Here is a 21,631-nt window from a genome sequence, read left to right on the forward strand (position 1 = left end):
GCAAGGCGTGGTAGGGGCAATTCATGAATTGCCCCTACCGTTTAACCCGCCGCCGAACCGACCGTTTATCGCCCGGTTGGTGAATTTGGTCATCTAAGGATTGCGCTAGGAACATGACAAGCGCGTCACTCCCAAAGCAAGCCTGAGAAACGGGTTCTACCAGGCTGATGTCGCTCCCACACAAGCCCGTGCGGATGTCCGCGCTCTTTGGCAGTGGAAAAGTAGGGATCTGTCAGCTTCAGTATCAATTAGGAATTCTTTAGACTGAGCAAAAGAGGACGCTTTCTCCCCATACCTGGCTCCGCAAACAGATTTTTTGTCACCGTCCGCGGTAGAAATGTGGTGATGTTGCTCTCTCGGCTTCAGTATGGATTTACGCAAAGTGCTGTTCGCTGGCTGGCGGATCGGCGGCGGTCGCTGGCCTGGCGATTGTTTACCGGCTTTGTTTTGGTAGCGCTGAGCAGCAGTCTGCTGGCGGGCCTGGGCACGGCGTTGTTTTGGCGCCAGCACGTGCAGAAACGTCAGGAACGCGAGTTACAGCGCGTGGCCGACATCGTCACCCACGCCAGATTTCCCCTGGGAAGAAGTGTGCTGCGACAAATGCGGGAACTTTCCGGAGTGGAGTTTGTCACCGCATCCCGCGCTGGACAAATCCTTGACAGTACCATTCCCCTCGATAAAACCGACGAGAAAGTGTTGACCACAATCCTCGGGCAGCATCCAGAAGGTCGAGACCCTAGCCGCACAGTGAACCTCTCGGGCAAGCAGTACCGGGTCAAAAAAATTCCCGTGGCGTATCGAACGGGCTCACCGGACGACGCCCACGCCGTACTGCTTCTTCGCGAGCAAGCGGCCTTACTGTCGGAGATGGCACCAATTCTTCCTGCGACGGGCGTTGCTGCCGGATGTGCCGTTGCCCTGTCGGCGATTGTCTCCATTTGGCTGGCGCGTTCCATCGCCAAACCACTCAGCGACCTGGCCAGGGCAACCGTTCGGGCGGCACGGGACTGGAATGCCTCCATCCCCATTCCTTCAACCAACAACGAGGTGTGCGACCTGGCCGTGGCGATTCAGCAAATGATCCGCCAGCGACAGGAGTTTGAACGGGCACTCCGCGATGAAGAACGCAACCATGCGCTGCATGAGATTGGCCGTGGACTCGCGCACCAACTGAGAAACCTGGTTACCGCGCTCCGTCTGGCCGTGGATCTCCATGTGCAGTCCTGTCATGAGGCTGGGGCTGATGACGAATTGAGGGTGGCGTACCGGCAACTTCAGGTGATGGAGGTCACTCTTCGCGAATTCCTCACCCTCACCGCCCAACTTCCGCATCCGGAACTTGTGGATCTACGCGCGCTGCTGGACGAGGTTCTGGAGTTGCTCCAGCCAGCCATCGAGCATGCTCAGGTGACACTTCGGGTGGAAGTTTCACCGGATTCCGACGGAAAATTTCCTGTGGAAGGACATCGATGGGCCCTGTTTCAACTGATGGCCAATCTGATCACCAATGGATTTGAGGCAGCCCGACAGGGCTCTCACCAGCCTCAGGTGTGGGTTCTGCTCGAGCGCCGCGATAACAAAGGGCGACTGGTGGTGAGGGACAACGGGCCAGGCGTGGCAGATCATGTGCAGGAGCGACTGTTCAAAGCACCCGTCACGACCAAGCCGGACGGAATTGGGCTGGGCCTTTTGGTCTGTCAGACTGTGGCCGCCCAACACCACGGGACGCTGAGCTGGTCTCGCCAGCGTGAGTGGACCGAGTTTGTCTTTGAATTCCCACTCGCGTCAAGTGGAAACCCGTCAACGGTAGAATCGCAGGCGTGAAGCATGGCGAACATTCTGATTGTCGATGATCAACCGGATATCTGCTGGGCGCTCTCCAAGCTTGCCCGGCAGATGGGACATTCCGCCATCACGCTGACGGCGGCAGAGGACCTGTTTCGCCAACTGGAAGAAGCTCGCGGCGATCTGGTGATCCTCGATGTGCGTCTGCCTGGGATGGACGGTCTGGAGGCCCTCCGGCAGCTTCGCCAACTTCGCCCCCGACTGCCCGTCATTGTCATCACGGCTTACGGTGATCTGGACGTGGCCGTCCAGGCAATCCAGGCAGGGGCCTTCGACTATCTGACAAAACCATTCACGCTGGAAACTGCCGCCCAGGCCATCAGACGTGCCCTGGCCACCCCGGCTTTGCAAACCGCATCGCCGGACGCAACGGATGACCGACAGGGAAACGAGTTGCAGCTCATCGGCGTTTCACCCGCCATGCAAGCGGTTTTCAAGCAGATTGCCGTGGTGGCACCCACCGATTCGGCAGTGCACATTACCGGCGAAAGCGGGACAGGAAAAGAACTGGTCGCGAGGGCCATTCATCACTACAGCCCTCGCCGCGATCGTCCCTTTGTTGTCGCCCACCTCGCGGCCCTCAGTCCCTCGCTCGTTGAGAGCGAACTTTTCGGCCACGTGCGCGGTGCCTTCACAGGAGCCGAGTCGGATCACGTGGGGCTGCTTCAGCGGGCGAACGGGGGCACTCTGTTTATCGACGAAGTCGCCGACATTCCGCTGAACGTTCAGGCCAAGTTGCTTCGAGCCTTGGAATATCGCGAATTCTGCCCGGTGGGTGGCACAAAACCGGTCCAGGTCAATTTTCGCCTCATTTCGGCCACACACCAGGATCTGCGCAGACTCGTCAGAGAGGGCGCGTTCCGACATGATTTGTTTTATCGGCTTGTGACATTCGAAATCCATCTCCCTCCCTTGAGGGAGCGGAAGGAAGACATTGAACCGCTGGCAAAGTACTTTCTGGGACGGCTGGCCGCGCAATCGGGAAAGGCACCTCCGGCCTGGTCCGCGGATTTTCGCGAGGCGCTTCTGGCGCGTCCCTGGTGGGGAAATGTACGCGAGTTACGGCACGCCCTGGAGCACGCCCTCATCGTCAGTCGAGGAGGCGTCCTGCATGCCGACCACCTCCCGCCAGCCCTGTCACGCAGCCAGCAGGATGTCGCGGAGGAAGAATCGCTTCGCGATTGTGTGCAGAAATGGGTGCAGCAAGCCGTGACCGATCCGACCCTCGAGGGCCGACTGTACGAAGCGTTTCTCCAGCTTGTGGAACCGGTGCTCCTGGAAGCCGCCCTGGAAATCCATCGAGGCCAGTACATCCATGCGGCGCGGCATCTGGGAATTCACCGTGTCACGCTGCGAAAAAAGCTCCAGCAGTACCGAGAGCTCCGCCGGTTTGCCGATCGGTCGGCGGAGACCTCTTCGGAGGCTGATCCAAGCGAGTGAAGCGACTCCCTTCGGACACTCGCCCGTTTACAGGCGAGAAGGCAGCCTTCATAATAAGTGCACGAGGTTTGATAGAAGGAGGGTCATTCCACGATGAGCAGCCAACAAACAATTGACCTCGCGAGCTACATCCGCTCAATCCCCAACTTTCCCAAACCGGGGATTATTTTCCGCGACATCACGCCATTGCTGGCTTCTCCCGAAGCTCTGCGAGAAACGGTGCGGCAGCTCGCCGATGCCGTCCGCGACCGAGATGTAGAAGCCATAGCAGCCGCCGAAGCTCGGGGTTTCCTTTTCGCCGCCCCGCTCGCCCTGGAGCTGAACGTGGGGCTGATCCCCATTCGTAAGCCGGGGAAACTGCCCTCTGAAACTTTTTCTCACACCTATACTCTGGAGTACGGAACCGACACCCTGGAAATGCACAAAGACGCCATCAAGCCGGGAACGCGGGTACTGGTGGTCGACGATCTCCTGGCAACCGGTGGGACTGTGGAAGCGTGCTGCCGACTTATAGAGAAGGCTGGCGGAATTGTGGTCGGCTGTGCTTTTGTTATCGAACTGACCGATCTCAAGGGGGCCGAACGTTTGGCCCGATACCGCCCGGTGAGCCTCATCAAATTCAGCGGCGGATGACTCCTTCCCGGGAATGACCAGGCTTGCCCGCCGGCTCTTCTGACCCTCGTCAGTACGAATCGAAGAAAGCACATTCCTGAACGGTCGAGGGGCAGATTTTCCATCAGCGGACGAAAAGCGTGCTGGTGGAGCGTGCCGGACTGACCACCGGGGTTCTCTGAAAAAACCGGGCAAGTAAGGCGGGCTGGGCTGCAAAGTCCACGTGCACGATCGACGCCACCACCTGCGCGTTGCCGATGATGTCGTACTCGAAGCCCGGCTCCTTCACCAGGCCGGTGGAAACCGACTCGGGCTCGAACCACCACTGGGAATTCCGGTAGCCGCGTATCGCCGTGCCCGCCTCCGCCAGCCAGGTGCTCGATCGGAGCGTCACCGTAACCGGAAGTGGCTCCCCAAATCGTGGGAGACGCCGCCCCGCTGCCGGGAGGACTCCCGCCCCAGAAATGAAGCAACCGGTACTGACCTCCATCCATTCGCAGAGATACGCCGCACCGGCCCCTTCCGCATAGACCCTGCCACCCCGGCGGACGTAATCTCGGAGAGAGACCTTCAGGCAGTGGTTTTCAGCCAGGCGAGCCGCGTGTTCCCGAGGTTCTCCACAGCCCAGGTAGACCACGTCCGTTTCTGGTGGAATACGCTCGTCCCGAAGAGGGGAGAATTCGACGATTTTGGCCCCTGCTCGCTCCAGAAGTTCCAGGGATTCCTGGAAGTAGCAACCGAACACGGCGTCCCGCGCTATCGCCACCTGGAGCCGTCCCCGAAAATCCCAAATCGTCGTGGGATCCTGGGGAAATGGCCTCTCGGCACTGGTCCGGACAATCCGCTGAAATAACCCAAAATCCCACCACAGGGTTAGTCCTCCATCCACCCAGCACTGGGATCGGTCCAGCACGGCAGAAAGGCGATTCGGATGGCCATGATAAACGATCCCCACAAGCGGCACACCCAAAAGTATCCCCACGTCCACCACGTACTGGCTGGGTGGAATGCCGGGATCGGCATCGGTGAGGAAAAGGCCATCCAATCCGCTCGGCAAACTGCAACGGTTGGCCACAACCTGCGTGAGTTGGCGAGTACTGAAGATGGCCAACTTCGATAGACCGAGCCAATCGCAGAGCGCATCCAGATTTCCTCCAGCCCCTCGTGAACATCGGGGAAGTGCGCGGAGGCAGCAGGAAGGAGCTTTCGAGACGGACCTTTTTCCTGCGAGGTCCGCCTGTCTTTTTTCACCAGAGTCCTCCGGCTGTGCAGGCGGAAGCGATAGGCAACCGCTTGACGCCGAATTGGCCGGGGAATACTGACCGAGCACGATCGCCAAATCGGCCCGTTCCGTCCCTTCAAGAAAAAAAGAACGGCACTGGGTGGGGGTCATCAACCAACTGTCCAGATGCCGTGGAGTGGCCCCCGACCATGCCCGAAGCTCCTGAAATCCCCCGAAAGCTGCCCGGGAAAGAAACGTCTGCACATGAACCTTGCGAGCGGCAAATCCCCGGAGCAGGACCCGTAGTAAGGGCCAGGGGTCTGTTGCCCCATCCAGCGTGCCAAGGGCCAATCGGGGAACTGAAGCCATACTATTACCTGCGTATCCGTCCGAATTAGCAAATTCACTCAAATCTGCATTAGCAGCCTAGATTCGCCGGACAATTTGTGCCTCGCTGTTGGCATTTTTCGCGGGCTCCCAAGAAGAGTCAAGCGAAGAGGATTCCAGCGCAGGGAAGAGAATTCAATCACTCAGGATATATCACAGAGGTAAATGGCACGCAGGTTACAGTTCCCGGAGCCGGACGACCGCCTGCCGGGCCCGCTCCAGAAATGCCTGCTTTGGTTCCCCATTCTCCAGCCACATCGGTGGACCAAAGATGACCCGCGTGAGCAGCGGCACTGGAAGAAACTCACCCCGGGGGAGGATGCGGTTCATGTTGTCCAGATAGACCGGCACAAGCTCCAGGTCCGGCCGTCGCTTGGCGAGATAATACAGGCCGCTCTTGAACGGCGCCACATCTGGTCCGAGGGTTCGCCCGCCCTCCGGGAAGATGATCACCGAATACTTGTCGCCCATCGCTTCCAGGATCTCTGCGATCGGGGAGTGGTGGATCTTGATCTCCTGCCGATCGATGAGAAGAGCGTTGAAAACTTCACACGCTAGATACCGACGGACCGGATTCGCCACCCAGTAGTCCTTTGCTGCGACCGGGCGGGTGACAGCCCGCACGGCGGAAGGCAACGCCGCCCATATGACCACCGCATCGAGATGGCTCGTATGATTGGCAAAATACACGCGTTGACATGTGTCAGGCTGACAATTCACCCAGCGAACACTTGCCCCGCTGATCAGACGGGCAATCAGCGCAAGCAGGACGCGGAGCCCCCCGGTGACCACCCTGGGTACACGGGATCCCGGAGCCCGAACTGGGTGGACACTGTCGTTTTTCACCTCCAAGGTAGGACTGGAAGTATTCGATGTGGCCAGGATTTTCATCAATCCCAGATCGTTCTGAAGGCTCGGCGGCAAATCGCCAACGGCCGCATCTCTCCCTTGCGCCGGCGTCGCTGCAAGCGGCCCTCGTGACTTCCCCACCACTCCTCCCGCACACAGTTGCGAGGCTGGTCACGGTGCCTGCCCTATGTCTTGCGCCCTGGCGACTTCACCCGGCTTGGGAGGTTCGAACTTCCGCACCCTCACGTTTCGCAAGCGCGCCCAACCCTTCTCGCTTCGCTCAAATAATTGAGGTAATGCTCCCACGTCGAACTTCGGACCGGGACGGAAGTTCGGATCACGGACCTCAACCATTAGCGTACCATTGACCCACAGTGCCGCATAGCCGTCGGCCAGCTGGACCTTGAGGTGATTGAGCCTGAACAGCGGAGAAGGCAAGCAAATCGGCTTTTTTCCCACAGTCACCCAAATCTCGTCAGGCAGCGCAACACCCAGACGATCATCGTTCGTGGGAGCGAACTCCTCGTTCAATTCTCGGGGGACGGCGAGGCCAAGAAACACGCCGTGGTTGTGCTCATGCGTCTGGATGTCGAACTCGACCTCTAACGGCCAGGGGAAAGAGGCACGCGGCCTGATGACCGTGCGGGGATAAGAGGGGTTTGCCCGAACAACGGCCGTATTCTCATCTTCGTATGTCCAGACGCCGCCGATGATCAACCATCTAGTAAATCCCGGATCAAATCGTAACGGACACCACTCACCGGCGTTGAATGCGAGAAGGCCTTCCAGCTCGCGAATCCAAACCGTGCAGTAAGCCCGGGACTGAGGATGGTCATCCGCTGCGTAGGCCTCTTCGAAAAGCTGTTTTGCCTTTTCCAGGACATCATTGGGGTAAGGAGGTGTGACCCCTTCCAGCATTTGCCGCGCGGCTTTGATTTTCTCCGCCCCTTTTCCCGTCAGGGCGTACATTTCGGCGATGAGCCGTGCGGGTTGCTGGTACCACGTAAAGAGGACCGGTTCGGACAGTTTTCCGCCGAGTTGGTCGGCGATCTGCCGTGCCTCTTGAAGCCGCCCGGCCCGGCAGGCGACACAGAACTTCCGGGTCATTAACACCTCGTAGGTAGGGTAAAGGACAATTTCGCCTTGGCGGCTGGGATGCTTGATCATCCCGTCCAGGATCTCACACGCCCGTTCATACACCCCCGGCATCCGCCACACGGGATGATCCTCGTAGATCACCTCGTTTTGGGCGAGGTGGAGCTCTTCCTCGACGTCTTCAATTGCCGTCAGAAAGAAAGCTGGAACCCGTGAGTCATACTTGCGGTAGTCCGCGGCGCGGATTGCCAGTTGATACATCTCCTCCACGCTGCCACCCCAGCGGGGGCGCAGTGCCCACAGGTACGAAGAATAGGCGTGTAGGGAGTCTGGATCCAGCGCCACCGCCTTTTCGAACCATTCGTCCGCGGAGTCTCCAGTCTCGCCCGTCATGGCCACTCCGATCATAAGCTCGGCGGGCTCCACCCAATCCGGGTGTAGCTTGAGGGCTTCCAATAACTCCCCTTTTGCTTTCACCAGTTTCTCGTGGAAAATCGGCCATGCGGCGGGCGAGACGTACTGGGCAAAGCGATTTCCCCGCATCCACCATCCCTCATCGATGAGGTACTGGGCGGTGATCATATGTTGCAGCCACGGGTCCATCTTTTCTTTCACCGCCATGCAGCCCTTGTAAATCGGTTCAACTTGAGTTCGATTTTCAGGAGCGGAGCTATTTCCGAGCACGACTCGCAGTTCGAAAAACACCACGCGGACCATCAACGGCTCCAGCGTGGGATCACACAACCGCCTTGTCACGACCCGCACAAGATCCCCGCTCAAGTTCCCTGGATTGCTGGGGAAGAGAACAGACGACTTCACCGCAAGCGCCGAATACAGTGCCACCCAGCGTGCTTCCTCCGGGTAGCAGATCTCATCGAACCCTTTCAGAACTTGTGTAATAAACGCTTCCGATCGTAGTGCACCCTCCTGGAGAAGTGCCAGGACGTAATAACTCCTCACGAGAGGATCCCGGCACCCTTTCTCGAACAATTTTTCTCCCATGGCGGACGTGATCCGCGGATCACGTCCCCGGGGCCGGGGGAGGAACTGAAGCTGCACCGCTCGCATGAACTCCGCGGCTTCGTCCTGCATTTCCGGAGGATCCCACGTGAATTTCCGGTACATCTCGATATCGCGCGACCAGAGTTTGAGGGCGGCCCGCTCGAAAGGAGTGAATGGGGCCCCGGGCGTAACTTCTGGAATTTCCCCATCACTTTCGTGGGATGCCCGACTTTCCGCTCGGATGCCTGCGTCTGGCGATGTCATTACCGCCATTAAAAAAGGCACGAGAAAAGCCGGTCCCCAAGTGTGCCGAGCAAGTGTTCTTCGCATGGCCCACCCCTCCGTTGACCTCACAAAGCAAAAACCGGGACAAGACCAATGTTATTCGGCCTCCATTGTGCCTTCCCCGACACCTTTGCGTCAAGCATCAAATGCCGTAGATTAGACTTTTTCAAGTTATCGTTACTGGATATCACCGTCTCGCCCGGGCGGCAACCCGGTCAGCGGCGAATTCTGCCGATTGGGAGTGCTGGTAGATGAACGTGCTTGTCGTCGGTGGTGCTGGATATATTGGTTCCCATGCTGTGAAGCTGCTTGCCGAAGTCGGTCACACCGTCGTTGTGGTGGACAATCTCAGCCGGGGACACCGCGAGGCCGTTCCCACCACGATTCCGTTTTATGAAATGCCCCTGGCCGATACCGAGGGTCTCAAACGGGTCCTCAAGCGGTACCGCATCGAGTGCGTCATGCATTTTGCAGCCCTCGCCTATGTGGGCGAATCCGTGGAGCGCCCTCTCGCTTACTACGACAACAATGTCGCTCAAACGGTGTCTCTCCTCCGAGCGATGGAGGCTGCAGGCGTGGACAAGATGGTATTCAGCTCCACCTGCGCCACGTATGGTGAACCGAAAGTGGTTCCGATCGTGGAGGAAACACCCCAGGAACCCATCAATCCGTATGGACGCTCCAAACTTTTTGTGGAAAAAATTCTTGCCGATTACGCAACGAGTCGTCCAGCCTTTTCCTATGCAGCGCTCCGCTACTTCAATGTGGCGGGTGCGGCGCGGGATGGCAGTCTGGGAGAGGATCACGATCCAGAAACCCATTTAATTCCCTCGCTTCTTCTGACGGCCCTAGGAAAACGTCCCCAGTTTGTCGTGTTTGGGACCGACTACCCTACCCCGGACGGCACATGTATTCGGGACTACATTCATGTGGAAGACCTCTGCCGCGCGCACATCATGGTGATGGAGGCGCTCCAGGCGGGATCGCGGCTCATTTATAATCTGGGCATCGGCCGCGGCTATTCGGTGAAAGAGGTGCTGCACTCCGTAGAACGGGTCACCGGCCGAAAGATCCCGGTGGTGTATGGCCCCAGGAGGCCCGGCGACCCTGCCATTCTCTATGCAGATGCTACCAAAATCCGCCGCGAGCTGAACTGGACTCCTGAGTACACAGAAATCGACGCGATCGTGGAAACCGCCTGGCAGTGGTTCAAGGATCACCCCGACGGTTACCGCCGAAAGTCGTAGCGCGAACTAACGTACTAAATGGACACCGTGGGTCAAGCACGAAAGGTGGTCACGATGAAGTGCCGTTCTGCTTTCGCCGGTTGGTTGAGCGCGCTGTCGATGATTACGGTCGTGTGCGGTTCGGCTGTTGCTTATGCAGATGAGAATCGAGCGAATTCGGAGGCAGGCAAGATGCCGCAGCGCGTGGAGGACATCGTGCCGCCGGGAACAGAACCGACTGTCCTGGGAACTGGATACGGGTTCTGTGAAGGACCGGCCGCCGATGCCGAAGGAAATGTCTATTTCTCGGACGGAAAAAACGACTCGATCTACGTTTATCGGGAAGGAAAAGGGGTGGAGCTCTTCGTCAACGACAGCACTGATGCCAACGGTATGATGTTCAACAGCAAAGGCGAACTTCTGGTCTGTGAAGGAGCTGCCCGGAGGGTTGTCGCCTTTGATGTCACAACCAGGAAAAAGCGCATCGTAGCGTCAAATTATCAGGGAACTCCCTTCAACGAACCCAATGACCTCACCGTCGATTTGCAGGACGGTTTCTACTTCACCGACCCCAATTACCACCACCGCGGACAACCGTCGCTGATGAAAGAAGCCGTTTACTACGTGAATCCACAGGGGGAGGTTACGCGCGTTTCCGAAGTCTGTGTCCGGCCGAACGGCATCTTGCTGGATCCACGTAATCGCTACCTCTATCTCGCCGACAATGCGGCGGGCCTCATTTATCGATATCCGGTGGTTGGACCCGGGAAGCTCGGTGAAGTTGAGAAATGGATCGATCTGGGGGCCCATCCCGATGGAATGACAATGGACGAGTGGGGAAATCTCTACGTGGCCTGTGGAAAGGCCGGAGTTAAAGTTTATACCGAGAACGGACAGTATCTCGGAACAATTGTCGTGCCTTACGCTTCGAACTGCGTTTTTGGTGGGAGGGAATTCCGCACTCTGTTCGTCACATCAGCAGACAAGTTCCTGGCCATCCCCACTCAGGTCCGCGGTGCGCCCCCTGTTGTGTGCAGGTCACACGAAAAATCGCAAGAAAGGCCGTAAGTCCACAGCTCACCGTGAAAAAATCGCCGTTCAATGGCTGATCGGATATGATTACAGGATGGGGCCAAGTGAATTGAAGCTACCGTGATGGAAGGATCTATCGGCCCTGACCAGAGGGATGGTGATCCGTTTTTGACTGCGATTTACCTTATCGGGCCTCCGCCGGCCTTTCACTGTGATGGAAGGTCCGTCGCGTTGCGCACCGGGCGGGGATGTTTGCGGGATAGAGCGGTATGGCTCACGGATTGCGTGGAATAACGTGGATCTCTCAGTGGCTGTGGCCGATCCGAACGCGGTGGAAACGGCGAGTCCTTTTCGAAGATGCGTTGAAATTCATCCACGAAAGGGAGGAAACGGGGCAACCGGTCACCCCGGAAGAGCTGGCGTCGGCAATCGGCATCCCACCTAAGAGCTTACCCGGCTTCGTCGGTCGACTCCGGGAAATAGGTTACCTGGAACCGGAGCGAGAGGGGGACAGAAATTTGCGGCTCACTGCGGAGGGGCGGCAGGAGGCCCTTCGGATTGTCCGATTACACCGGTTGTGGGAACATTATCTTGCCGAGCAAACCGGGCTGGCGCCCGAAGAGTGGCACGCGGCGGCGCATCGCCTGGAACACTCCACCACTCCGGAGACCGCGAACTCGCTTGCCGCCCAACTCGGATTTCCTCGCTTCGATCCGCACGGGGATCCCATCCCCACGGAAACCGGCGAGATCGTCCAGCGGGAGGGGACGCCAATTTCGGAGAGCAAGCCGGGCGATGTGGTGCAGGTCTGCCACATCGAAGACGAGCCCGTCACCGCGTACCAGGAACTTCTCTCGCATGACTTGCACCTTGGCACACCGCTGCGGGTGGAAAAAATCCGCCAGGACGGCGTCACCGTCCGCCATCAGGGTCAGACGATCCGTCTGTCGCCCGAGGCTTCTGCCAATCTGTGGGTCAAAGTAGCCCCGGACATTGAGTCCCGACCATGGGAACAGCCCAGGGCGACACTCGCGGACCTTCGCCTGGGAGAGGTTGGGATTGTGAAGGGGATTTCACCCCAGTGTCGTGGACTGCAGCGACGGCGCCTGCTCGACCTGGGTTTCGTGCCGGGGACCCGAGTGGTCGCGGAACTGCGCAGCCCCAGCGGCGATCCCACAGCCTACCGAGTCCGTAACACGCTCATTGCCCTGCGACGAGATCAGGCCCAGTTGATCGACATCGAGCCCGTCAAGACGGGGACCGACACAAAGTCTTTGCAGCCGGTTCAGAATCAATCGCCATGAAGATACTAGCGCGGCAATGTGATAGCTGTCAGCTTTGTCCGGCAGGAAGCGCGGCAGGAACGGCACTCCTCCAGGTGGAACGCGGCCAGGCGGACTTCGTCGTCGCGCTGGCAGGCAATCCAAATACCGGAAAGAGCACGGTTTTCAACGCCCTGACCGGGTTGCATCAGCACACGGGCAACTGGCCTGGCAAGACCGTCGCTCGGGCCGAGGGGTTTTTCACATACCAGGGGAAACGCTTCAAGCTGGTGGATTTGCCCGGCACCTATTCCCTGATGGCCACTAGCTACGATGAGGAAGTGGCCCGTGATTTCCTCCTTTTCGGGCGGCCGGACGTCACCATCATCGTGGTGGATGCGACCCGCCTGGAGCGTAATCTGAACCTTGCCCTCCAGGTTCTGGAAATCACCGACCGTGCGGTAATCTGTCTCAATCTCATGGATGAGGCCCGACGCCACGGAATCACGATTGATGTACCCGCTCTGGAACGTGAACTGGGAGTGCCGGTGGTCCCGGCCGCGGCACGGTTCGGGCAGGGGATCGACGAGTTGGTACAGGTTGTTGCCCAAGTGGCCCACGGAGAGCGGACATGCCGCCCTCGACGCGTCGGCGGCGAGGCCCCCAGTTTGAAAGCGGCGGTCGATCAACTCAGCCAGCTTCTCCTGGAGGCTTTCCCCGGACTGACGAACGCCAACTGGGTCGCGCTCCGGCTGTTGGACGGCGATCCTAACGTGACCGAAGCCGTCAGGTCGGGAATGCTCGGGGAACTCGGAGAGCGGGAAACGCTGCTGGATGGCTCGTCCTCGCTGTCTCGAACGGGCACGGAACAACCGGCTGGGGACTCCACCAGGGCCCTCCGGGAGACGATCATTGAGACGGCCTCCTCCCTGCGCTGGCAGATCGGCATGGATTTCCACCAAACGCTGGTGGAGACGATCTACGCGGCGGCAGCCGAAATTGCGGATCGCGTCGTCCGGTATGACGAGGCGCAAAAAGCGCGGTGGGAGGAAAAGCTGGACCGCATCCTCACCAGTCCCCTGTTCGGTTATCCCATCATGGTGGCGCTATTCCTCGTCGTCATTTGGATCACCGTCCAGGGGGCAAATTATCCTTCCGCATTGCTCAATTGGTTGCTGGTGGAAACCCTCTATCCAGCCGTGCGCGGGCTGTTCGTGGCGGCCGGCGCACCTTCCTGGATAACCGGTCTGCTGGTCGATGGAGGACTTCTTGCCACGGCGTGGGTCGTGAGCGTGATGCTTCCCCCGATGGCCATTTTCTTTCCCCTTTTCACACTGTTGGAAGACCTCGGCTATTTACCGCGGGTGGCGTTCAACCTGGACCGCTTTTTCCGCTGGGCTGGCGCCCACGGTAAACAGGCGCTGACGATGACCATGGGTTTTGGCTGCAATGCTGCGGGAGTGGTCGCCTGCCGAATTATCGACAGTCCCCGGGAACGGCTCGTGGCCATCCTCACCAATAACTTTTCGCTCTGTAACGGTCGCTGGCCCACGCAGATTCTGCTGGCCACCATCTTTCTGGGCAGCCTGGTGCCTCCCTATCTTTCCGGCGCGGTCGCGGCGGCCGGCGTGGTGGGCGTCGCCCTTCTGGGCATCATCATGACGTTCGTCGTGTCCTGGCTTTTGACCAGAACCGTCCTCCGGGGAGAGGTCTCCACGTTCCATCTGGAACTGCCGCCCTACCGGCCACCGCAAATCCTGCAAACTCTCTACACCTCATTGATCGATCGCACCCTCATCGTCCTCTGGCGTGCAGTGGTGTTCGCCTTTCCAGCGGGAATGGCCACCTGGGCTGTGGCCAACATATGGATCGGTGGCGACACACTCGCCGCTCATATCGTCCGATGGCTCGATCCCTTCGGTCGATTCGTGGGCTTGAATGGGGTCATCCTGCTGGCCTATGTGGTGGCCATCCCGGCCAACGAAATTGTTATTCCCACCATCCTTATGCTGACAGTCCTGCTGACAGGAGCAGGCGGTATCCACGCCCAGGCCGGTGTCCTGTTTGAACCTGAAGATCTGACCCTCACAGCTCGCATTTTCCAGGAAGCAGGCTGGACCCCCGTCACCGCCCTCTGTCTTATGCTCTTCAGCCTCATGCACAACCCATGCTCGACAACCATCTATACGATCTACAAAGAAACCGGCAGCACCAAATGGACGATCGTCGCTGTCGTGTTACCGATCCTGATGGGGTTGACAGCCTGTTTTCTGGTCAATGCCACACTGGGGCGGTTCTTCTGACGCTGGTTTCCCGCGTGGCGTCACGCCTTCACGACGCTGGCCCCTCTTCACTTTTCGCGGGGTTTAGCGAGAGACCAGGGCCTCTCCATGTTGCCGGGACAAGCCGTGAATTGCCTCGTCCACACGTGCGGGATTGACGAACCGCCTTCTGGCAGGGGCCATTCATGAATGGGCCTCCCGCTGAAGGAGAAACTGAATCAAGCAGCCGGAGCCGGATGAGGGACAGGAACTATCCAACGCCGGAACATGGGCCGGCGCCCACATCTCACCACACATCCTTCGGAGGACTTGCCCGCGAAAACAGAACAGTCTATCCAACCTTCAACATTGGAAGTGACAAGCACGTCCCTCCGAAATACTTTTCCAAGGGGCCGCTCGCCGTGCCCGTGGAAACGGCATCGATCTTCCAATCTCGACCAGCCGGCCCAACTCACCAGTAATCCACCCCTTAGACGCGCCAACCTGGCATGCGCGGCGCACCACAGGTAAATTGAGTTTTTGTGACTTTTTGTGGACCCAATGGAGGATAATTCTGGTAGAACCTTCTACAGCCATGACACACAACGAGTCTGCAACCCCAAGGACAGAGAAGAAAACCGTCCTCGCCGGTATTGTAGGATCCGGCTTTTCGGCCACCTTTCATTTCCACTCCATCCAAAAGGTTTACGGGACTCACGTGAAAGTGGTCGGCGTATACTCCCGAAATCAGACGGCTGCCGAACAATTTGCCGCCGCCCGGGGGATTCGTGCGTTCCCGTCGCTCGAATCGCTCCTCGATGAGGTGGAAGTCGTGCACATCTGCACACCGCCCGTCACGCACGAACCGTTCTCCATTGCCGCGCTCAAACGAGACAAATTTGTCATCTGCGAAAAGCCCCTGACGGGGTATTTCGGGGACGGCTCGCCCGATTTTCATGGAGATCGATTCCCCAAACAGGTGGCCTTGGATGCGGCACTGGCGAGTGTCGAGCGAATTCTCGAAGCCGAAGCGGCCAGCCGTGGACGACTGCTCTACGCGGAAAACTGGGTCTATGCCCCCTCGATTCAGAAAGAGCGCGAAATCCTGGAAAAAACCAAGGGGCAGATTCTGTGGATTCACGGCGAGGAGGCTCACAGCGGTTCCCACTCCGAAGAATACGCCTTCTGGAAGTTCTGTGGTGGCGGCGTCCTCATCGGCAAGGGATGCCATCCGCTGACGGCCGCACTGTACCTGAAGCGGGTGGAAGGCCGCACGCGGTTGGGAAGGCCCATCCGGCCGAAAATGGTCTCCGCGCGGACGCACGCCATCACCCGCCTGCCCACCTTTGTGGACATGGGTCACATCCGGTGCGATTACTACGACATCGACGATTTTTCGATGATCCACATTGAATTCGAAGACGGAATGATCGCCACCGTGTTCGCCTCCGACATCGTACTCGGCGGAGTTCACAACTGGCTGGAGGTCTGCGCGAACAACCATCGCACCATCTGCAACATCAATCCCAACACGGCCATGCTCACGTACAATCCCCGCGAAGAGTATTTCAAGGACATCTATGTGGTGGAAAAGATCGGCACGAAACAGGGCTGGGCATTCACCTCTCCGGATGAAGACTGGATGACCGGTTACCCGCAGGAGATGGAAGCCTTTTATCGCACAATCGCCTACGGCGAACCTCTGGAGAGCGATAGCCGCCTGGCTGCGGACGCCATCTCCACGATCTACAGCGCCTACGTGTCGGCGGAACAAGGGGGAAAAGCTGTCCCGGTTCGCACTTTCGATTAAAATCGATGGAGAAAAACGGGTCTTGCACTGGCCTGGCTGACCCTGGCAAACAAAGCGACGGATAGCGTCGCACCGAAATAGTTTGAGGCCTGCACGCATCATGACAGCCGAGTATCCCGATCCCTCCTCCACGATGCGGTATCCGGTGGCCTTTTTGCTTCTTCTTTTTATGCTCGGCATTTTGCCCGGGTGGCTGTCGGTAGGTTCCACCGGACGGGGGAGCGTGGCAAGCAAAGAGACACCTCCCAAACTGTCCACACTACCGACACAACTAACGCGCGGCGAAACAGTGGCAAAGCAACCGAGTCCTCCCGTCCCGATGTCACTGGGCGAGAAAGTGCTGTCGCCACGGGAAAGTTTGCTGACCAGCGCGGCGTCTCCCTCGGAAACTCCTGGAAGAATTGCCCCGCCCACCGAGGATGAGTTTCCTCCTTCCGTACCAAGAACTCGGGAAGCACTTCTCGACGAAGCGAAAATGGTGGCCACTTCGGTGGTCCAGCGTTACCCGGAAAGCCCGCTGGCACTGGCCATCCTGGCGACCTGGCAAATGCTGACCAACCAGGACGGTGAGGCCGAACAAACCTGGCGGAAAGTCCTCGCCATGGATAACCGCTTCCTCGATGCCTATGAGGCCCTCATCCAATTGGCGGGGAAACGCCAGGATCACGACGAGGTGATCCGCCTCGCACGGAGAGTCATTGAGGTGGCCCCGCAACAGGAATTTGGGTATCTTCACCTGGCCGACGCGTTAAGTGCCCAAGGAAAAGATGAAGAGGCGGTTGCCGTCCTGCAGGAATACGTCTCCCTCAATCAAAATGCGTCACTCGACGTTCAGAAGCTCCGGGCGAAAATCCTATTGCGATTGGGACAGTACGCCGAGGCAGAAAAGGTCCTGGACGCCATCCCCGCCCATCTTGCTGAGGCGGAATTGGCCGAACTCCGCGCCGCTCTGGCCGCCGCCCAGGGGGATCCCGACCGGGCGGAAAAGTATCTCCAGCAGATGGAAACCGTGACCCCGTCGAAAGAGCCGGCAACACGGTCAACCGCGGCCACCAGGTTGCCTCCCGAGATCGAAAAACTGCTGGCGGACGTCGCCCTTCTCGAAACCAAAGCCGCCAAAATGTACTACGTATATCGCGATTTCATTCGCACGGAGATTTATCTCCGTCGGGCCATCGCCCTCGATCCCAACTGCCGCGAAGCTCGCCGGGCTCTGGTCGCCTTTTACCAGGAACAGAAGCGCTATTCGCAGATGGAAAAAGCGCTTGAAGAGTGGCTTCGTGCGGAACCAGACAGACTGCAGATCTACGTGGGGTTGGCGGCCTGCTACGGCGGGCGGCGGGACTTTGAGAAAACGGAGGCGATCCTTCAGGAGGCAGCCCGGCGTTTTCCCGAAAATCCTCTCCCGCTGGCTATGCTGGCCAGACTCTACATAGATGCCCAGCGCAAGACTGAGGAAGCCGTACCGCTGGCCGAAAAGGTCGTCAAGCTCCAGCCCATTGCCGTCAACTATCAGCTCCTGGCGGAAGCCCTGGAGGCCGTCGGTCGTACTGACGAAGCCCTTGAGGCGATCGATCAGGCCATGAAGCTCGATCCTGGCCAATCCTTATTTCAAAGCGTTCACCAGCGTCTGCTGAAAAAGGCCGGCCAAACGCCCCCTGCAAAAGAGGGCAACGCGGGGTAGTCCGAGGTGGGCCAGCACGTTATCATGCAGGCGTTTTCCCTCGGGCTGGGCCAAGTGTGTGGTCAACTGTTTGATTGCGGATCATTGGGGAGGCTCACACATGACCGTTCGGATGTCTTCATTCTGTACTGTCGGATGGTTGCTGGTTGCTGCTCTTGGAGGAACCATCCGCGGCCTGCCTGCCGCGGAAGTCCAGGCCCGGCGACCGAATATCCTTTTCTGCATTGCCGACGACTGGTCCTATCCCCATGCGAGCATTTACGGCTGCCGCTGGGTGAATACGCCTGGTTTCGACCGTGTGGCCAAGGAGGGAATCCTCTTCACCCGGGCGTACACCCCAAACGCCAAATGTGCGCCCAGCCGGTCCATTATCCTAACGGGCCGAAATTCATGGCAGCTCAAGGAAGCATGCAATCACAATTGCGAGTTCCCTTTGGAGTTCAAGGTCGTCACCGAAGTCCTTGAAGAACACGGCTATTTTGTCGGCAAGACCGGTAAAGGATGGGGACCCGGCCGGGCAAGGGATGCCAACGGGCAGCCCCGGTCGCTGACAGGCCGATCTTTCGATCGCCGCGTGACCAAGCCCGCCACGTCCACCATTTCGCGCAACGATTATGCCGCGAACTTCGCCGACTTCCTTTCCGCCTGTCCCAAAGACCGCCCCTGGTTTTTCTGGTACGGATCCACTGAACCGCATCGGCCCTATGAATTTGGGAGCGGCCTGCGATTGACCAGCAAAAAGCTCACCGACGTGAACTGGGTTCCCTCCTACTGGCCGGATAACGACACGGTACGCACCGACTTACTCGACTATGCCTATGAAGTCGAATACTTCGATCAACACCTGCAAACGATGTTGCGGATTCTTGAAGAAAATGGCCAATTGGACAATACGGTTGTCATTGTGACCTCCGACAACGGCATGCCCTTTCCCCGAGTCAAAGGTCAATGCTACGAGCTTTCCAACCACATGCCGCTGGCCATCATGTGGAAAAAAGGCATTTCTCGCCCCGGCCGAATCGTTGACGACCTCATCAGTTTCGCTGATTTCGCCCCCACATTCCTGGAACTGGCGGGCATCGAACCATCGCAGTCTGGAATGGCCCCCATCACCGGGAAGAGTTTCGTCAACATCCTCACCAGTGAACAATCTGGTCAGGTGGATCCTCAAAGGACCTTTGTGTTGGTGGGAAAGGAACGTCACGACGTTGGACGTCCCCATGATTGGGGTTACCCGATTCGCGGGATTCTGGAGGGTGAGTGGCTGTACCTGCGCAATTTTGAGCCAGACCGCTGGCCCGCGGGTAATCCGGAAACCGGCTATCTTAACTGCGACGGCAGTCCAACCAAGACGGAGATTCTGCATGCTCGGCGGGAAGGTCGGAACGTTTCCTGGTGGCAGGCCTGCTTTGGAAAAAGGCCGCCCGAGGAACTCTATAACATCAAGGAAGATCCCGACTGTGCCACGAACCGGATCGCCGATTTTCCGGAGATTGCACGCCGTCTTGCCGAGAAAATGGAAAAACGTCTTCGTGAAGAGGGTGATCCCCGTATGTTCGGACAGGGGGCCGTGTTCGAGCAATACCCCTATGTTGATCCTCAAACGCGCAATTTCTATGAACGTTTCATGAGCGGGGAAAAGCTCCGTGCTGGATGGGTCAATCCGGACGATTTTGAGCCGCAGCCACTTCCGTAGTTATCTTGGGTGGTGAAAAGGTGAGAAATTGCTTCGGGGAGGTGACTGGATGGTCAGAGGCATCGGCAACCGGGAGGCACTTTTTCGCAACCTGCCGTGCGGAACGGGTCTGGTGCTGGTGGCGGGAGCAATCCTGCTCTGGGGTACGCCAATTCTTTCGGGAATGGCGTTTGTCGGGGAAGGTGCAGCAGCACCGTCTCCCACCGGTGGTCCAGGCGAAACTAAGCCCACCATGGCCGACAACTCGCCCTGCCTTGTCTGCCATGCCAACTTTGAAGAAGAACCGTTGAGCCGGCGGCACGCCAGGGCTGGAGTGGGTTGCGTTAAGTGTCACGGTGAAAGTCTCGATCACCGAAGTGACGAAAACAACACGACGCCACCGGACCGAATGTTCCCGCGCTCGGAAATTGATCGCGCCTGTCGAGAATGCCATCCCACGCATAACGTGCCTGCCAAACTGGTGGTGGCCACCTACCTGGAACGCTGCCGCGAGATCACCAACCCGGAGAAATTGGTTTGCACGGGCTGCCACGGTAAGCACCGGATGAACTATCGCAGCATCGTCTGGGATAAGCGGACCGGGCGTCTGCTTGGCCCCGGCGAGAAAGCCGCCGAATAGTTCCTCAGAGGTGGAAGGATCACGGGATCACATGATACTTCAGAGCCGAGCCACCCACCCTTGCCAACAGCGTTTCCATGCCGAAAACGTTTAAGCGGCACGAAAGGCCAACCCGCCGTCAACGAATGGCAAACGGCGTCCGTCACCGTCACGTTTTCCCGGCACGCACCCGCTGCACCTGTTCCAGGCACCGAAGCATGTACTGGATACTTTCCCGAGCAATTCGTTCTGGACCGGGACCGTAATCGAACACCTCTACCGAAACCCAGCCCTGATACCCAATCTCAAGCAGCGCTTCAAAGATCGGCACAAAATCGAGGTCGCCAAAGCCCGGGCCAAGCCGGTTTGGATCATTGGCGTGAAAGTGGACCAGGTGCTCGCGGAACGTTCGCAAAAGCGTGGGAATGGGCGTCGCTTCGCTGCACATCGCTTTGCAATCCAGATGTAGTCTTACACGCGGCGATCCCAATTTGTTGATGATCGCGACGGCCTCCTCCGCGGTGTTGACGAAATTGGTTTCCTGGATGCCGAGCGGCTCCAGAGCAAGGATGGTGTTGGTGCGTTCAAGTTCCGGAATCAGCTTCTCAAAGACTTCCACAGCGTAATCTTCGGCTTTGGCCCGGGTCACCTGGGGGAGAACATTCCGTTGCTGAGGCGATCCAAAAACGAGAATCGTACCGCCCAGGTCAGCGCAGCATCGGGCAAGTTCACGCAGGTATTCGGCGGTTCGCTGGCGGATTGTTTCGTCGGGCGAGGTGAGGTGAAAGCCCTCCGTCTTGGCCAGCAGCCAGTGGAGCCCCACCGTTTTCAGTCCCGCTTTTTCAATGGCCTGCCGGATTTCCGCCCGCCGCTGCGGCGAAAGATCGGTCACGCGTTGCGCTAGCGTGAACGGCGCAATTTCGATACCCTCGTAGCCGCACTCGGCAGCAAGGGCAAACCCGTCTTCCAACGACCGATCCTGAAAAGTTTCGTTGCAAATGGCGAATCGCATAAAGTCCCTCAAAAAACCGGGAAAAGATTGATCTTTACGCATCCACCGGGACGAGGTGCCGGGCTCCCGTTTCCCTGGCATTCCCGTTGCCAATTCGGCTTGCGTGGTCCCTGGTGTTTCCCCATTTTAGATGGGAATGCCCAGTCGTTCCACAGCCCTGCTCACCCTCTGCCCCGGCCGAAAATGATGCAGACGCCCTTTCCCGCTCGGTGGAACCCATCGCACCGTTGTTTTATAATTCCCCACAAGCCAGTCCAACTCTGCGGGCAACATCCATCGTCAGACTACCTGTTTGAAAAACCGGCTTGCACTT

Annotated in this window: 15 protein-coding genes; 11 read left to right on the top strand and 4 right to left on the bottom strand. The window is 58.4% G+C overall.

The window, feature by feature from the left end:
- Positions 1 to 345 precede the first annotated feature (345 nt).
- From THTE_RS11145 to THTE_RS11155, 3 genes are all read left to right on the top strand, one after another.
- Complete coding sequence (locus tag THTE_RS11145; RefSeq protein ID WP_095415514.1) at positions 346 to 1,824, top strand: sensor histidine kinase; 1,479 nt, start codon at positions 346 to 348, stop codon at positions 1,822 to 1,824.
- A 3-nt stretch (positions 1,825 to 1,827) separates the two neighbouring features.
- Positions 1,828 to 3,285, top strand: coding sequence for a sigma-54-dependent transcriptional regulator (locus THTE_RS11150; RefSeq protein WP_095415515.1), 1,458 nt, complete (start codon positions 1,828 to 1,830; stop codon positions 3,283 to 3,285).
- 93 nt (positions 3,286 to 3,378) lie between these two features.
- Positions 3,379 to 3,918 (top strand): adenine phosphoribosyltransferase, encoded by a 540-nt coding sequence (locus THTE_RS11155; RefSeq protein WP_095415516.1) that lies wholly within the window; start codon positions 3,379 to 3,381, stop codon positions 3,916 to 3,918.
- 103 nt (positions 3,919 to 4,021) lie between these two features.
- On the opposite strand, the gene THTE_RS11160 is transcribed toward THTE_RS11155, so the two are convergent.
- The 3 genes from THTE_RS11160 to THTE_RS11170 all read right to left on the bottom strand — a co-directional run bounded on the left by THTE_RS11160 (position 4,022) and on the right by THTE_RS11170 (position 8,782).
- Entirely contained in the window at positions 4,022 to 5,488 is a 1,467-nt protein-coding gene (locus THTE_RS11160; RefSeq protein WP_095415517.1) for a hypothetical protein, read from the bottom strand.
- A gap of 195 nt (positions 5,489 to 5,683) precedes the next feature.
- Positions 5,684 to 6,496: a lysophospholipid acyltransferase family protein gene (locus THTE_RS11165; RefSeq protein ID WP_237260122.1), complete on the bottom strand. Its 813-nt coding sequence runs from the start codon at positions 6,494 to 6,496 to the stop codon at positions 5,684 to 5,686.
- Between the two features lie 30 nt (positions 6,497 to 6,526).
- Positions 6,527 to 8,782: a tetratricopeptide repeat protein gene (locus tag THTE_RS11170; protein ID WP_095415518.1), complete on the bottom strand. Its 2,256-nt coding sequence runs from the start codon at positions 8,780 to 8,782 to the stop codon at positions 6,527 to 6,529.
- Positions 8,783 to 8,988: 206 nt separating this feature from the next.
- Here THTE_RS11170 and galE point away from each other — a divergent pair, with 206 nt between their 5' ends.
- The 8 genes from galE (at position 8,989) to THTE_RS11210 (ending at position 20,327) form a co-directional block, all read left to right on the top strand.
- Positions 8,989 to 9,984 (top strand): UDP-glucose 4-epimerase GalE, encoded by a 996-nt coding sequence (gene galE / locus THTE_RS11175; protein WP_095415519.1) that lies wholly within the window; start codon positions 8,989 to 8,991, stop codon positions 9,982 to 9,984.
- 54 nt (positions 9,985 to 10,038) lie between these two features.
- Entirely contained in the window at positions 10,039 to 11,031 is a 993-nt protein-coding gene (locus tag THTE_RS11180) for an SMP-30/gluconolactonase/LRE family protein (RefSeq protein ID WP_157732033.1), read from the top strand.
- A gap of 233 nt (positions 11,032 to 11,264) precedes the next feature.
- Positions 11,265 to 12,299 (top strand): metal-dependent transcriptional regulator, encoded by a 1,035-nt coding sequence (locus tag THTE_RS11185; protein WP_095415521.1) that lies wholly within the window; start codon positions 11,265 to 11,267, stop codon positions 12,297 to 12,299.
- Positions 12,296 to 14,560, top strand: a complete 2,265-nt coding sequence (feoB, locus tag THTE_RS11190; protein WP_095415522.1) for a ferrous iron transport protein B — start codon at positions 12,296 to 12,298, stop codon at positions 14,558 to 14,560. The genes THTE_RS11185 and feoB overlap by 4 nt, the downstream gene beginning before the upstream one ends.
- A 553-nt stretch (positions 14,561 to 15,113) precedes the next feature.
- On the top strand, positions 15,114 to 16,328 hold the full coding sequence (locus THTE_RS11195; protein WP_095415523.1) for a Gfo/Idh/MocA family protein: 1,215 nt from the start codon (positions 15,114 to 15,116) through the stop codon (positions 16,326 to 16,328).
- A 100-nt stretch (positions 16,329 to 16,428) separates the two neighbouring features.
- Positions 16,429 to 18,012: a tetratricopeptide repeat protein gene (locus tag THTE_RS11200; protein ID WP_095415524.1), complete on the top strand. Its 1,584-nt coding sequence runs from the start codon at positions 16,429 to 16,431 to the stop codon at positions 18,010 to 18,012.
- 100 nt (positions 18,013 to 18,112) lie between these two features.
- Positions 18,113 to 19,708, top strand: a complete 1,596-nt coding sequence (locus THTE_RS11205) for a sulfatase family protein (RefSeq protein WP_207651697.1) — start codon at positions 18,113 to 18,115, stop codon at positions 19,706 to 19,708.
- 49 nt (positions 19,709 to 19,757) lie between these two features.
- On the top strand, positions 19,758 to 20,327 hold the full coding sequence (locus tag THTE_RS11210; protein WP_095415525.1) for a hypothetical protein: 570 nt from the start codon (positions 19,758 to 19,760) through the stop codon (positions 20,325 to 20,327).
- 148 nt (positions 20,328 to 20,475) lie between these two features.
- Here the strand turns inward: THTE_RS11210 and THTE_RS11215 are convergent, their stop codons facing one another.
- Entirely contained in the window at positions 20,476 to 21,318 is an 843-nt protein-coding gene (locus tag THTE_RS11215; RefSeq protein WP_095416865.1) for a sugar phosphate isomerase/epimerase family protein, read from the bottom strand.
- Positions 21,319 to 21,631: the final 313 nt, after the last annotated feature.

This window comes from Thermogutta terrifontis, from assembly GCF_002277955.1.
In the GTDB taxonomy this organism is placed as follows: Bacteria; Planctomycetota; Planctomycetia; order Pirellulales; family Thermoguttaceae; genus Thermogutta; species Thermogutta terrifontis.

What these genes read in the sequence shown, in the direction of transcription:
- THTE_RS11170 (WP_095415518.1), bottom strand. Translation starts at nt 8,782, where the DNA reads ATGCGAAGAACACTTGCTCGGCACACTTGGGGACCGGCTTTTCTCGTG.
- THTE_RS11155 (WP_095415516.1), top strand. Translation starts at nt 3,379, where the DNA reads ATGAGCAGCCAACAAACAATTGACCTCGCGAGCTACATCCGCTCAATC.
- THTE_RS11210 (WP_095415525.1), top strand. Translation starts at nt 19,758, where the DNA reads ATGGTCAGAGGCATCGGCAACCGGGAGGCACTTTTTCGCAACCTGCCG.
- THTE_RS11145 (WP_095415514.1), top strand. Translation starts at nt 346, where the DNA reads ATGTTGCTCTCTCGGCTTCAGTATGGATTTACGCAAAGTGCTGTTCGC.
- THTE_RS11200 (WP_095415524.1), top strand. Translation starts at nt 16,429, where the DNA reads ATGACAGCCGAGTATCCCGATCCCTCCTCCACGATGCGGTATCCGGTG.
- THTE_RS11215 (WP_095416865.1), bottom strand. Translation starts at nt 21,318, where the DNA reads ATGCGATTCGCCATTTGCAACGAAACTTTTCAGGATCGGTCGTTGGAA.
- THTE_RS11150 (WP_095415515.1), top strand. Translation starts at nt 1,828, where the DNA reads ATGGCGAACATTCTGATTGTCGATGATCAACCGGATATCTGCTGGGCG.
- THTE_RS11195 (WP_095415523.1), top strand. Translation starts at nt 15,114, where the DNA reads ATGACACACAACGAGTCTGCAACCCCAAGGACAGAGAAGAAAACCGTC.
- THTE_RS11185 (WP_095415521.1), top strand. Translation starts at nt 11,265, where the DNA reads ATGGCTCACGGATTGCGTGGAATAACGTGGATCTCTCAGTGGCTGTGG.
- galE (WP_095415519.1), top strand. Translation starts at nt 8,989, where the DNA reads ATGAACGTGCTTGTCGTCGGTGGTGCTGGATATATTGGTTCCCATGCT.
- THTE_RS11205 (WP_207651697.1), top strand. Translation starts at nt 18,113, where the DNA reads ATGACCGTTCGGATGTCTTCATTCTGTACTGTCGGATGGTTGCTGGTT.
- THTE_RS11180 (WP_157732033.1), top strand. Translation starts at nt 10,039, where the DNA reads ATGAAGTGCCGTTCTGCTTTCGCCGGTTGGTTGAGCGCGCTGTCGATG.
- feoB (WP_095415522.1), top strand. Translation starts at nt 12,296, where the DNA reads ATGAAGATACTAGCGCGGCAATGTGATAGCTGTCAGCTTTGTCCGGCA.
- THTE_RS11160 (WP_095415517.1), bottom strand. Translation starts at nt 5,488, where the DNA reads ATGGCTTCAGTTCCCCGATTGGCCCTTGGCACGCTGGATGGGGCAACA.